Raw genomic sequence first — 13,270 nt, forward strand, 5'->3', positions numbered from 1 at the left:
TCAGCTCAAGACCGTGCAGGCGTCGCGATAGTTCGAGATTTCGTCGCGGGCGCGCTCGATCAAGTCGACCAGGCTCTTGGCCTTGCGGACGACCTGCTCCCTGGCGGGCGCGGTGCGGAACTCCGTGAGGATCATGCGGATGCACTTGTCGGCCGTATCGAGCGCCAAGAGCGCGCGGGTCATGTCGGCTTGCGTGTGGATCGCCGAGATATCGAGGCCGGATAGCACTTCGCCGATTCCAGTCAGCCGCTTGACGGCCGTTTCCGCGGGCGTGTTGGCCCGAATGGAGCGATAATCGATGCTACTGAATGCGTTGAACATATATACTTCCCGACTGAACCCAGATGGTTCAGAGCGCCCCCTTAGTATGATCCGGACGGCCTCTTGTTCAATGCGCACAGCTACGGTCCGGGATTCTACCGGACTCGGATCTTGAGCCGGAATCGGCTGTGAAACGGGAACGAAACGGTCCGATGATCAGCTGTGTTCCCGACGATGTTACCGTTGGAAGTTCGACCCAGGAACGCATTCAGCTCCCGGGCCGGAACAGAGCGGGCCGTTGCCGCGCGAATGTCTGTCGGCCGCTCTTGAAGCCCATCACGATATCGGGCAGCTCGGCGATGGCGAAGCGGCTGTTCTTGGTATCGAGCACGACGAGATCGGCGGGATTGCCGAGCTTGATACCGTAGTCGTCGAGGTTCATCAGCCGCGCCGGCAGTTCGGTCACGAGATCGAGGCAGGTGTCGAAATCCCTCACCGAGGCGTGCGCGACGTTGGCGTAGAAGTTTGCCATCCGCAGCAGCGAGGCGTCGCCGAACGGCGTGAAGGGATTGAGCACATTGTTGGTCGCGATCGAGCACACGACGCCGTCGCCCGCGAGCCTGTGGGCGAGTGTCAACCCGCGAGGCGCGTTGTGGGTGGCTTCGCGCCCCATCAGATACAGATCGGTCGCGGGCAGTACGGTGACGGCGATGCCGGCTGTTGCGAGTTGCGCGGTGGCAGCCTTCATCCGCTCCGGGGGCAGGGCCGAGAGTTTTGTCGCATGGCCGATCGCGACCCGTCCCTGATAGTTGCGCCGCTCGGTCTGCCGGCAGACTTCGTCGAGATGCCACCAGGAGGGATCGAGATCGAAATCCAGATGGAGGTCAACATCGACGTCGAACTCCTGCGCGAGATCGAAGATGCGCTCGAGGTGCGCATTCGGGTCGGTGTCGGTATAAGGACAGCCTCCGATCACGTCGCCGCCGTCACGCAAGGCCTGGACCAGCAGGTTCTCAGCTCCGGGATCGTTGGTCAGGCCTTCCTGCGGGAAGACGCAGAGCGACAGGTCGATCGCCCAGGCGTAGTCGCGCCGCAGCGCCTTCACCGCCTCGAAGCTCCGCAGGCCGATCCGTGGATCGATTTCCACATGTGTGCGCATGCGCGTCGTGCCATGCACGATCGCGCGTTCAAGCACCTTGGCGCCGCGGGCGTAGACGTCCTCGATGGTGAAATCGCGTTTCATTGCCGACACGGCCCGGATGGCGTCACTGAGACTGCCGTGATTGTGCCCGCAGCGGTCGAGCAGGCAGGCCTTGTCGAGATGAATGTGGGTGTCGACGAAACCTGGCAGGGCCAGGTGCCCGCCGATATCGACCTCGACCGCTTCACAGGCGAGCTTCGGCTCGATCGCGGCGATCCGGCCGGCTTTCACGCCGATGTCGACGGGCGCGGCGGATGATCGCAACAGTGCGTTACGAAAGATCAGGTCGAAGGCGGGCTGGGTGATCATGGCTCTTGCGGACAGAATTTAGAGCAATCAGCCGGGATCGGCGGCTCCAGATTGTCGGCAGTGTAGCGGGGCAGATGTTCAAAATATATGCATGGATTTTACGAGACTGGCGCTAGTATTCCGCGAATCCCGGGAGAACCAGCCATGTCCGTTGCCGCAAGAGGCGAAGCCCCACCAATGTCCGACGCCGCGATTGTGGAGGCCTATCTCACGGCATCGATGATCCCGGATCCGGACGCTGCGGCGGCCTATATGGCGCCGGGCACCGTGATCACCTTCACCGGCGGGCGCGAGTTCGATCATCCGCGCGGCCCGACCGGCTTCAACGCCAAGCGCTACCGCTGGGTCAAGAAGAAGATGGACCGGTTCGATGTCTGCCCCGGCGACGGCGAGACCGTGGTTTACAGCGTGGGCACGCTCTACGGCGAATGGATGGATGGGACACCTTTCGAGGGCAACCGTTACGTCGACCGCTTCGTGGTGCGCAATGGCAAGATCACCAAGATGGACGTCTGGAACGACAGTGCCGAGCGCATCCTGGTCCAGCGCGGCATCGAGGCGTAGCAGCCATTGCGCTGTTCGGGCGAGACCCCTTCGGCGCAAACGAGCGGCCGCTCGTCATATCGAAAGCTGTGATAGCTGATAGGCGCAGGCACGTCTGGCGGCTGGAGCGCGCCTGCGCTATCAAAAGCCGTGACTGCGCCCGGCATGGAGGCGCGAGCCCCTTAGGAGCAGCCGATGCGTCTAGCTACCGTTATCGTGGCCCTCACATGTCTTGCCGGCGCGGCCTCAGCCGAAGATCTGTCGGGCACGCTCCAGAAGATCAAGGAGACCAAGAAGATCACGCTCGGCTATCAGGAGGCCTCGGTCCCCTTCAGCTATCTGGATGGCAACCAGAAGGCGGTCGGCTTTGCCATGGACATCTGCCTCAAGATCGTCGATGCCGTGAAGAAACAGCTGGGCATGCCCGACATCGCCGTCGACACGCTCGCCGTGACGTCGTCGAACCGGATTCCCCTGATGGTCAACGGCACGCTCGATCTGCATTGTTCGGCGACCACGAACAACGCCGATCGCCAGAAGCAGGTCGCCTTCACCAACACGCATTTCCTCAGTGCGACGCGATTTGCAGCCAAGAAGGCCGCAAAGATCAACACCATCGACGATCTCAAGGGCAAGGCGGTCACGGCCGTGGCTGGCTCGGTCAACCTGACGCAACTCGCCAAGGTCAATACGGAACGCAACCTCGGCATCAATGTGATGCCGGCCAAGGACCAGGCCGAAGCCTTCCTGCTGCTGGAAACCGATCGCGCCCAGGCCTACGCACTCGATGACGTGCAGCTGGCGGTTGCGATCGCGCGCTCCAAGGAGCCGCAAGCCTACATGATCAGCGAGGAGGCGTTCTCGAAGCCCGAGCCTTACGGCATCATGCTGCGGCGAGAGGACGCGCCGTTCAAGGCGCTCGCCGATCGCGCGACGGCGGAGCTCTATGCCAGCCCGGAGATCGAGGTGCTCTATAAGAAATGGCTGCAATCGCCGACGCCGCCGAACGGCCTCAACTACAACGTCCCGATGTCGTCGGCCCTGCGCAATGCCTTCAAGAAGCCGAGCTGGAGCGCAGATCCTGATGTGTACGTGGTGAACTGAGGCGAGGGCGGCCTGCCGCAATCGGGCGGCATGACGGTCGAGGTGCTGAACTAGGGCGCGCTCGGAAGCGCACCCAGGCGACGCGCGCGTCCCAACAGCCTACATGCGTTGCGATAGGTCGGCACTTCCACCCACAGGCCATTCACCAGCGCGCGATCTTCGCCTCGGCTGCGTGCCGCGTCGAAGCCCGCGACGATTGCGTCGGCGTGCGCGATCTCGCCAGCTCCCGGCGTGAATACATCATTGAGGCACTTCGCATGCTCGGGCAGGACCAGGGATTTGCTACGGTAACCGAGGCGACGGGATAGAGTTGCCTCGCGAACGGCGCCTCCGACGTCGCTGAACGTATAGGGTGCATCGATCGGTTCGATGTTTGCTGCACGTGCTTCCACTATGAAGCGCTTTCGAGCATACTCGAGCTCGAGGCCATCCGCGCCCCGCTCGGCACATAGATCATTGGCCAGGTCCTCGGCTCCAAGGAGCGCACAACGAACGCGGGAGCTGGCTGCGGCCATCGCGCGGACCTCGATAACTCCCAACGCCGTCTCGCAGACGGGAAGGATTTCCGTACTGCCTTTGTCGAGGTCGAGCTGGTTTTCCCAATGCGAGATCGCTGCGTCCAGGGCATGCATTTGGGCCGCCCTGTCGCTCATGGGATAGGCGACGACGTCGGGACGCGCCGTCATGGCTGCCGCAAGATCCAGCAGCCCATCGGTCTCCAGGGCATTGATGCGGATGGCGGCAAGGCGTTGCCGCCGGCGACATTCTTTCACGAAACCGTCGAGCAGTCCGCGTGCCTCGCCGCGTCGTGCGGGAGGCGTAAAGTCCTCGAGATCGACGATGAGAGCATCCGCGTCGCTCTCCAGCATCTTCGCATGCGCAGCGCGATCCGCTCCGGGCCCGAAGAGCCAGGTGCGACGGATGTCGGGATCGGGAAGGGCCATCGAATTGCCTAGGCGTTCGAATATTTCTTCAGTTCGAACCGCGCGATCTGGTTCCTGTGAACCTCGTCCGGGCCGTCGGCAAGCCGCAGCAACCGCGCGGTGGCGTAGGCCTGGGTCAAACCGAAATCGTTCGAGGTGCCGCCGCCGCCATGGGCCTGGATCGCCCAGTCGATGATCTGGCAGGCCATGTTGGGTACGGCGACCTTGATCATCGCGATCTCGGCCTTCGCCACCTTGTTGCCGACCGTGTCCATCGCGTAGGCCGCGTTCAACGTCAGCAGGCGGGCCTGCTCGATCATGAGGCGGGCTTCCGCAATGCGCTCCTGCGTCACCGTCTGCTCGGAGACCGGCTTGCCGAAGGCGACGCGGCTGCGCACGCGGCGGCACATCTTCTCCAGCGTGCGTTCGGCGAGGCCAATCAGCCGCATGCAGTGGTGGATTCGGCCGGGACCGAGGCGGCCCTGCGCGATCTCGAAACCGCGGCCCTCGCCGAGCAACATGTTTTCCCGGGGCACGCGCACATTGGTGAAGACGACCTCGGAGGCGCGGTCGGGCACGCCGTAGAAGCCGAATACGGGCAGGGCGCGCTTCACCTCGATGCCTGATGTCTCCATCGGCACCAGGATCATCGATTGCTGCTTGTGCCGGTCGGGATTGTCGGGATCGGTCTTGCCCATGAAGATGCAGATCTTGCAGCGGGGATCTGTCGCGTTGGTCGTGTACCATTTGCGCCCGTTGATCACGTAATGGTCGCCGTCGCGCACGATCGAGCTTTCGATGTTGGTCGCATCGGACGATGCGACCGCAGGCTCCGTCATGGCGAAGCAGGAGCGGATCTCGCCCGCGAGCAGTGGCTTCAGCCAGCGCTCCTTGTCCTTCTCGGTGCCATAGCGCTCCAGCACCTCCATGTTGCCGGTATCGGGCGCCGAGCAGTTGAACACCTCCGGCGCAAGGTGCGAGCGGCCCATCACCTCGCAGAGCGGGGCATATTCGAGATTGGTCAGGCCCGCGCCATGGCCGGATTCCGGCAGGAACAGATTCCAGAGGCCTTCCTTGCGCGCCAGCGGCTTCAACTCTTCGACGACGGGATAGACCTTCCACGGCCCGAGCTCCTCCGCCTCGCGATAGAACCGCTCCTCGTTCGGATAGATGTGCCGGTCCATGAAGCTTTCGAGCCTACGCTTGAGCTCGACGACTTTAGGCGACATCGGGTAGAGCATCTCTGGTCTCCTTGGTCGATCGGCCGCAGGTTCAGCCGATTTCGAGATAGTCCGGGCCGGGCAACTTGCGGAAGGGCGCGGTCGGCAGCGTCTGGTACCAGAACGCGACCGAGGCGATGTCGTCCTGCAAGGGAAGGTATTTTCCGTCCTTCGCGCCGGGCAGCCAGCCCAGCGCCTGGATCGTCACCCGCAAATCGGAGCGGAAGCGCACGGGATCGGGGATGTGCCAGCGATAGAGGCCGAAGCGCTGCTGCGATTTGTAGACGCCATCGGGGCGGATCACCTGCGGCAGGCCGGCATAGGGCGTGGTGAATTCCTGGTAGCGCGATTGTCCCTGGCCGCCATGCGCGACATGGGGATCGAAATTGTAGGCACCGCAAAAATAGTCCTCGGTGCCGGTGCCGCAAATCGTCGGGAATTCGCCATCGCCGTCGATGAAGAACTTGATCTCGCCTTCGCCCCACCAGCCGTTGTTGTTGACGCCCCAGGCCATGTAGGTGCCGACATAATGGCCGGCGCCGCTGATGCCGTCGAGGATGGTGTAGACCTCCTTGTAAGGCAGCGGATTGGTGCGACGGAACTGCGCATGGAAATAGCCGCAATCCTCGGGCACGTCGGTCAGGGCGTAGTTGATCTGGTAGTAGACCGTGAGCTGCTCCTCGCTGCGGTTCTCCAGCGTAAAGCGCGCACGCTTGCGAAACGGCATTTCCCAATAGCAGTTGAAGGCGCGGCCGGGGTTGACGCAAACGGCGAGCGAGGACACTTGCGCGAACTCTTCCCATCCGCAGGCGAAGAAATCGCCCGCCGGGCATTCGACGCTCGGCTGTTCCTGGTCGTCCCAGTAGATGCGCAGAATGGAGTGGCGCAGCCGTCCGCGCGCCAGCGTCATCCAGATCTGCTGGATCGCGCCCTGACCTTGGATGTCGGCGAGCGTGAAGGTCGTGCCCGGATCGATGACGACATAGGGCGAGACCTTCCAGCCCTGTCCGAGATCGCGCGCCTGGCGCGCGGCGGGGCCGTCGACGGACGTGCCGCCCTTGCCCTTCTCGCCGGTGAAGTTCTCGGGGCTGATCGAGCGCGTCTGCGCATTCGACAGGCGTGATAGATTGCCGAGATGCAGGCCCAATCCGGAAAACGCCATGGTGTCCTCGATAGGGGATTAGCGACATTTCGCTATATCGCCTCCAAATCTACCAAAAGATGAAGACGATCGCGCACGGACAGGCCCGTGCGCGATCGCCGAGCTTCACGCGACGCGGTACTCCCTGAATTTCTCGCGCAGGGCCGACTTCAGCACCTTGCCGGTCCCCGTCATCGGAAATTCGTCGAGGAATTCGACGGCGTCCGGCATCCACCAGCTCGCGATCTTCGGGCGCATGTGGTCGAGCAGGGTCTTGCCGTCGACCGTCGCGCCCTTTTTGCGGACGACGAGGAGCAGGGGGCGCTCCTGCCATTTCTCATGGTTGATCGCGACCACGGCGGCCTGCAGCACATCGGGATGGGACAAGGCAACGTCCTCGAGTTGAATCGAGGAGATCCATTCGCCGCCGGACTTGATGACGTCCTTGGAGCGGTCGGTCAGCGTGACATGGCCTTGAGGATCGATCACGGCCATATCGCCGGTGATCAGCCAGCCGTCGCGGTCGAGGCCTTCGTCGAGCTTCATGTAGCCCGACGCAACCCACGGCCCGCGGGCGCGCAGATGACCGACGGTGTTGCCGTCGCGCGGCAGCTCAACGCCGGCATCGTCGACGATGCGCAAGGCCGTGCCGAAACAGGCGCGGCCCGAGACCTGGCGCCGGTCGAACTTCTCCTTGTCGCCGAGATGCTCCGAGCCCGGCCGCAAGCCCGGCATCGAGCAGCCCAGGGCCTCGGTCATGCCCCAGGCCTGGATATAGTCGATGTCATAGTCGCGCTTCAGCTTCTCGATCATCGCGCGCGGCGGCGCCGAGCCTGACGACAATGTTGCGCGCAACGTCGAGAACTTGCTGCCGGTGCGGCCCAGCCAGTCAAGCAGGATCAGCCAGAAGCTCGGCACACCCGCCGATAGCGTCACCTTCTCTCCTTCGAGCAGTTCATAGAGCTTGTCGGGTTCGTAGTTGCGGCCGGGCAGCACCAGCTTCGAGCCGGTATAGGGCGCGGTGAATGGCATGTTCCAGCCATTGCCGTGGAAGAGAGGCGCCATCGGCATCATCACTTCGCGCACGCCTTCGACATGTCCCGGCAGGAAGTCGAAATTGCAGCAGGTCATGGTCTGCAGGATCGCGGCGCGGTGCGAATAGATCACGCCCTTGGGGTTGCCCGTGGTCCCCGAGGTGTAGCAGATCGTGGAGGCGGACTTTTCGTCGAACTCCGGCCAAGTGAAGCCGGCGTCGTCCTCCCTGTCCAGAAGCTCTTCGTAGCAATGCACGTTGGCAAGCTTGGTCTCGGGCATGCGCTCGCGCGATGACATCACGACGTAAGCCTCGATCGTCCTCAGCTGCGGCGCGATCGCCTCGACGAGCGGCAGCGTGGCGCGGTCGATGAACAGCAGGCGGTCTTCGGCGTGATTGATGATGTAGACCAGCTGTTCGGGAAACAGCCGCGGGTTCACGGTGTGCAGCACATAGCCCATGCCCGGCGCGGCGTAGAACATCTCGAAATGACGATGGGTATTCCAGGCCAGCGTGCCGACGCGATCGCCGGGATTCATGCCGAGCCGCTTCAACGCCAGCGCCATGCGCTTGATGCGCGGATGAGCGTCCGCGTAGGTGTAGCGATGAATGTCGCCCTCGATCTCGCGCGCGACGATCTCGGCTTCGCCGTGATAGTCCGCGGCAAATTGGATCAAACCGCTGATCAGAAGCGGCATGTCCATCATCAATCCCTGCATGGTCTCCTCCTGAGCCACGTCGTTGCGTGGCGTACGCTTGTGATTTGCGCTTGAGGTTAGCGGAACGTCGCGTGGCGTTCACGCAAAAAGATGGGACGCGATTGCATGCGTCGCTTTTTCGGGGCTAACTGATCCGAGCTGCCGGCGAAGCAGCGCTCTCCGTGGAGGAATTGCATGTCAGCGGAAAGACACAAGACCGGTGCAGCCGGCGAACCTACGGTCGATATTGCGGCTCTGCGCGCGCGCTATCGCGACGAGCGCGACCGCCGTTTGCGGGCCGAAGGCAAGGCTCAGTATGTCGAGGTAGCCGGTGATTTCGGCCACTACCTCGACGACCCCTGGGCCGATCCCGGATTTGCGCGCGCACCCATCAGTGAAGAGACTGAAGTGCTGGTCGTCGGCGGCGGCTTCGGCGGTCTTCTCTGTGGCGCGCGCTTGCGCGAGGCCGGCGTCGATGATTTCCGCATCGTGGAAAAGGCTGCCGACTTCGGCGGCACCTGGTACTGGAATCGTTATCCTGGCGCTGCCTGCGATACCGAGAGCTACATCTACCTGCCGCTGCTGGAAGAGACCGGCTACATGCCGGTGCGCAAATACGCCCGGGCACCGGAGATCTACGAGCACTCCCGCCGCATCGGCCGTCATTTCGGTCTCTACGAGCGCGCACTGTTTCAGACCGTCATCTCGCGGATGGTGTGGCAGGAGCAGGCGGCGCGTTGGCTGGTCGAGACCGATCGCGGCGATCGCATCCGTGCACGCTTCGTCATTCTCGCTGGAGGTCCGCTCAGCCGGCCGAAGCTGCCGGGCATACCCGGCATCGAGACCTTCAAGGGCCACAGCTTTCATACCAGCCGTTGGGATTACAGCTATACCGGCGGCAACGCGGATGGTGATTTGGCCGGCCTTGCCGACAAGCGCGTCGGCATCATCGGCACCGGCGCCACCGCCGTGCAATGCGTGCCGCATCTCGGCCGTTCGGCGAAGGAGCTCTATGTCTTCCAGCGGACGCCGTCGGCGATCGGCGTGCGCGACGACCGGCCGACCGATCAGGGCTGGGCGCAGAGCCTTGCGCCCGGCTGGCAGCGCCAGCGCATGGACAATTTCACCTCGGTGATATCAGGCGAGCCGTTCGAACGGGACCTGGTGGAGGACGGCTGGACCGGCCTGCTCGGCGAGATCCTGCTGGCGCCGCGTCGTCAGCCGCAACCGGTGACCTCGATGGAGGAGGCGCTGAAGGTCATCGAGCAGGCCGACTACCGCAAGATGGAGGAGATCCGCGCCCGCGTCGATGCGGTCGTCAAGGACGAGGCGACCGCGGAAGCGCTCAAGCCCTGGTACAAGGCGTTCTGCAAGCGGCCCTGCTTTCACGACGAATATCTCGACACCTTCAATCGTCCCAACGTGCATCTCGTCGACACTATGGGGCGGGGGGTCGATTGCATCACCGAGAATGCCGTCGTGGCTGGCGGCAAGGCCTACGAGCTCGACTGCCTGATCTACGCCAGCGGTTTCGAGGTCGGCACCGATTATGCCCGCCGCATGGGCTTCGAGGTCTATGGCCGTGGCGGCGTCAGCCTGTCCGAGCGCTGGCAGGATGGCGTCAAGACGATGCATGGCTTCTACAGCCGCGGCTTCCCGAACTGCTTTCTGATCGTCACGGTGCAGGCGGGCCAGAGCGCCAATTTCCCGCACATCATCGACGAGCAATCGCAGCACATCGCCTACGTGCTCACTGAAGCGCGCAAGCGCAAAGCGCGGACGCTCGAGCCGACGCTCGTGGGCGAGAATGCCTGGGTGGACGAGGTCGTCAGGGCAGCGCTCGGCCGCCAGACCTATCTGGCCGAATGCACGCCTGGCTACTACAACAACGAAGGCGTGTTCGATCCGATCGCGGCAAGAAACAGCCAATATTGGCGCGGGCCGGTGGCATTCCTGCGGCTGCTCGACAAATGGCGGAAGGAAGGCAATCTGGAAGGCCTCGAATTGTCCTATGATCAGGCCATGGAGTCGGCGCGTTCGCCCGGGTAGGATTGGCGCCGATCGGTACAGGACGGGAGACAGGTATGATCAGGGGCAGGGCCGCTGCGGGAGCTATTGTTGGCGCGATGGCGCTGTTCGGTTGCCTTGCGCCCACCGCCGAGGCTGCGCAATGCGGCAGCTCGCCGGCGGGGTTCGAGACCTGGAAGCGGGAGTTCAGTGCCGAGGCGCAAGGCAAGGGCGTCGGCCAGACTGCGCTCGCGGCGCTGATGCAGACCAACTACGCCAGCGCTACCATCGCGGCCGACCGCGGCCAGCGCAGCTTCCAGCTGACGCTCGACCAGTTCCTCGCCAAGCGCGGCGCCACCACCATCGTCGCCAAGGGGCGGCAGCTCAAGCAGTCGCAGGCTGCCTTGTTCGCTTCCATCCAGCAGCGTTATGGCGTCCCGCCCGGACCCCTGATCGCGATCTGGGGCATGGAGACCGGTTTCGGCAGCCAGCGTGGCAACCAGAACATGTTGTCGTCGATCGCAACCCTTGCCTATGACTGCCGCCGCCCCGAATTCTTCACCGACCAGCTCTACGCCGCCCTGAAGCTGATCGACCGCGGCACGCTGTCGGGCGCGACCCGCGGCTCCATGCACGGCGAGGTCGGCCAGACCCAGTTCATGCCCAAGAACATCCTGGCCTATGGCACCGGTAATCTCGAAGTTGCGGCCAATGCACTGAACTCGACGGCGAATTTCCTGAGGGCTCATGGCTGGCGCGCGGGAGCCGGGTACCAGCCGGGCGAGCCGAATTTCGCCGCGATCGAGGCCTGGAATGCCGCCGGCGTCTATCAGAAGGCCATCGCATTGATGGGCCGGCAGATCGACGAAGGCGGAGGGACCGCGGCCTCGCGTTAAATCGTTCAGCAAGGCGTGATGCGCCGGCATGAGAAAGTTGTTGCCATCTGGAACTGACGGCACGACGTTTGCTTTGATGAGGTTCGGGGCTAGGCATGAGGAGACTCACGATGGCAACCCAAATCGTTTTGGATCAGACGGGCGATACGCGCCACGAGTTTGATCCTGGCAATGCCGAAGCGCTGGCGCGAGCCGAACGGCGCTTTCGGGAGCTGACCGGCGCCGGCTTCACCGCCGCGCTGCGAACCGGGCCGGGCGAGGTGACCCGTATCCGATCGTTCGATCCGACCGCGCAGGAAACACTGTTCTATCCCCGCCTGGTCGGCGGTTGATCTGAGCTGCTCATGATTGCGGCAGTTTGGCTCCGCGCCCCGGCGCGTGCGCGCCTGCATGCGCTGCGCGAACTCTATCGGCGGTTCTTCGGCGAGAACACGCCGGATGCGCGCGGCCGCCGGCTGCTCTTCGAATGGCTCTCGCCCGCACAACGCGCGCAATTCGAGGAGCACCGGTATTTCGACGTCGTCGGCGGCGGCACGGGCAAGACTTATCGCATTCACTACGGCACCGCCGCCAACGTCCACGAAATCGATGGTGAAGGCCGGGCGACGATGGGATGGTGCTTCGTCCCGTCAGGCTTCCTGGTGCCGGGCGACGTAATGCTGGCGCAAAAGATCGCCCTCGAGACCGACGAAAGGGGCGCGCTGGCGCTCGCCAACCGGTTTCCGCCGGCCACGCATTCGGAGCATTTTTACCGGCGGCCGTTCTAGCGCCGGAAATTGCGGAGCGGTCAAGAGTGCGTCGTGCGGTAGGCGTCCAACGCATGCGCCGCGAAGACGCCGACGCTGCAAAGGGCGAGCAGGGCGGAGATCAGCTCGATCATTGCTCGTCCTCCCACGCTGGCTGGGCAACGAGGTTTTGGCAGCAGGAATATTCGTAGATCAGGTCGAGTAAGAACTGCATGGTGGCCGTCCCTGTATTTATTTTGACAACCACTTAACCGGCGATCTGTTTCAGGCGTGTTTCGTCGCATCGGGAATGCGGTTTCGCGGGGGAACCCCGGGGCGGGTTTGTGCGCTGCGGAGCCCGCCAAATGCCGCCGCGGGACAGGACTTTGCACTCTCTTGCAGCCGGCGCCGGCCCTTGCGGGTCTCCCGTAGAGGTGGTCATCTCAGCCCGGGGAACCGCTGGAGGCTGACATGAAACGATCCCTTCTTGCCGTTTTGCTCGCCGCGGGCGCCTTAGGCGCCGGGCCGGCGCTTGCGCAACAATCCAAGGTCGGCGACTGGACTATCGAGAAGCGTACGCAGGATACGCACTGCAATGCGAGCCGCGGCTACAAGGACAAGGATGACGAGAACCGCGACTACGTCATCGTGATCACCTATTCCGAGAAGGCGATCGTGATCGTGATGATCTACGATGGCTGGGAATGGGAGAAGGTCGGCGAGATCCTTCGGGCCGATGTCGGTACTGACGATGCGGACATCATGAAGAAGGCAAAGTGGGAGGTCATGGACAAGACTACCGTGCGCGGCATCTTCGAGTACGACCAGTCGATGATGGATCGCCTGTCGAAGGCCAAACGCCTCACACTCGATTTCGAGGACGATGACGACGACAGTATCGAGATGCAGATGCCGCGTGCCGGCGAAGCGCTGGCGGCGTTGAAGTTCTGCGAGGAGAACCGGAAATAGATTGCCGATGCCGGCTTTGAAGCCGACAGGGCGACGGCAATGAGCGGGCTAGTGCGTGGTGCGATCAAGTTTGGTTGCTACAACGCACGTGCGCTCCCTCTCCCGCTTGCGGGAGAGGGTGGGGGGGAGAGGGCTGTCTCCGCGTGGGGACACTCCCCCAGAGGAAAGAACCCTCACCCGGCGCTTCGCGCCGACCTCTCCCGCGAGCGGGAGAGGTCGGAACGAGCCCGCGGCCGATCG

At 63.5% G+C, this 13,270-nt stretch carries 13 protein-coding genes; 7 read left to right on the plus strand and 6 right to left on the minus strand.

Going from position 1 to position 13,270, the window contains the following annotated elements; genetic code table 11:
• The gene (locus IVB26_RS17775; protein WP_247972830.1) at positions 1–321 is read right to left on the minus strand and encodes a hypothetical protein; all 321 of its coding nucleotides are present in this window, start codon (positions 319–321) and stop codon (positions 1–3) included.
• A gap of 208 nt (positions 322–529) precedes the next feature.
• Positions 530–1,771, minus strand: a complete 1,242-nt coding sequence (locus IVB26_RS17780) for an amidohydrolase family protein (RefSeq protein ID WP_247972831.1) — start codon at positions 1,769–1,771, stop codon at positions 530–532.
• 144 nt (positions 1,772–1,915) lie between these two features.
• Between IVB26_RS17780 and IVB26_RS17785 the strand changes: the two genes are divergently transcribed.
• Positions 1,916–2,335: a nuclear transport factor 2 family protein gene (locus IVB26_RS17785; protein ID WP_247972832.1), complete on the plus strand. Its 420-nt coding sequence runs from the start codon at positions 1,916–1,918 to the stop codon at positions 2,333–2,335.
• A 174-nt stretch (positions 2,336–2,509) separates the two neighbouring features.
• On the plus strand, positions 2,510–3,418 hold the full coding sequence (locus IVB26_RS17790) for an amino acid ABC transporter substrate-binding protein (protein WP_247972833.1): 909 nt from the start codon (positions 2,510–2,512) through the stop codon (positions 3,416–3,418).
• 50 nt (positions 3,419–3,468) lie between these two features.
• Here IVB26_RS17790 and IVB26_RS17795 read toward each other — a convergent pair whose 3' ends face one another.
• The 4 genes from IVB26_RS17795 to IVB26_RS17810 form a co-directional block, all read right to left on the minus strand.
• A complete protein-coding gene (locus tag IVB26_RS17795; protein ID WP_247972834.1) occupies positions 3,469–4,362 on the minus strand; it encodes an HpcH/HpaI aldolase/citrate lyase family protein in 894 nt (297 codons plus the stop codon).
• Positions 4,363–4,370: 8 nt separating this feature from the next.
• Entirely contained in the window at positions 4,371–5,582 is a 1,212-nt protein-coding gene (locus tag IVB26_RS17800; protein WP_247972835.1) for an acyl-CoA dehydrogenase family protein, read from the minus strand.
• 31 nt (positions 5,583–5,613) lie between these two features.
• On the minus strand, positions 5,614–6,723 hold the full coding sequence (locus IVB26_RS17805) for a glycoside hydrolase family 172 protein (protein ID WP_247972836.1): 1,110 nt from the start codon (positions 6,721–6,723) through the stop codon (positions 5,614–5,616).
• Between the two features lie 105 nt (positions 6,724–6,828).
• Positions 6,829–8,454, minus strand: coding sequence for a long-chain fatty acid--CoA ligase (locus IVB26_RS17810; protein WP_247972837.1), 1,626 nt, complete (start codon positions 8,452–8,454; stop codon positions 6,829–6,831).
• A gap of 174 nt (positions 8,455–8,628) precedes the next feature.
• Here IVB26_RS17810 and IVB26_RS17815 point away from each other — a divergent pair, with 174 nt between their 5' ends.
• The 5 genes from IVB26_RS17815 to IVB26_RS17835 all read left to right on the plus strand — a co-directional run bounded on the left by IVB26_RS17815 (position 8,629) and on the right by IVB26_RS17835 (position 13,030).
• Complete coding sequence (locus tag IVB26_RS17815; RefSeq protein WP_247972838.1) at positions 8,629–10,482, plus strand: flavin-containing monooxygenase; 1,854 nt, start codon at positions 8,629–8,631, stop codon at positions 10,480–10,482.
• Positions 10,483–10,517: 35 nt separating this feature from the next.
• Positions 10,518–11,336, plus strand: coding sequence for a lytic murein transglycosylase (locus IVB26_RS17820; RefSeq protein ID WP_247972839.1), 819 nt, complete (start codon positions 10,518–10,520; stop codon positions 11,334–11,336).
• Between the two features lie 110 nt (positions 11,337–11,446).
• On the plus strand, positions 11,447–11,668 hold the full coding sequence (locus IVB26_RS17825) for a hypothetical protein (protein ID WP_247312841.1): 222 nt from the start codon (positions 11,447–11,449) through the stop codon (positions 11,666–11,668).
• A gap of 12 nt (positions 11,669–11,680) precedes the next feature.
• Entirely contained in the window at positions 11,681–12,103 is a 423-nt protein-coding gene (locus tag IVB26_RS17830; RefSeq protein WP_247972840.1) for a hypothetical protein, read from the plus strand.
• 429 nt (positions 12,104–12,532) lie between these two features.
• Positions 12,533–13,030, plus strand: coding sequence for a hypothetical protein (locus IVB26_RS17835; RefSeq protein WP_247972841.1), 498 nt, complete (start codon positions 12,533–12,535; stop codon positions 13,028–13,030).
• The last annotated feature ends 240 nt before the right edge of the window (positions 13,031–13,270 follow it).

The organism is Bradyrhizobium sp. 195, from assembly GCF_023101665.1.
Classification (GTDB): Bacteria; Pseudomonadota; Alphaproteobacteria; order Rhizobiales; family Xanthobacteraceae; genus Bradyrhizobium.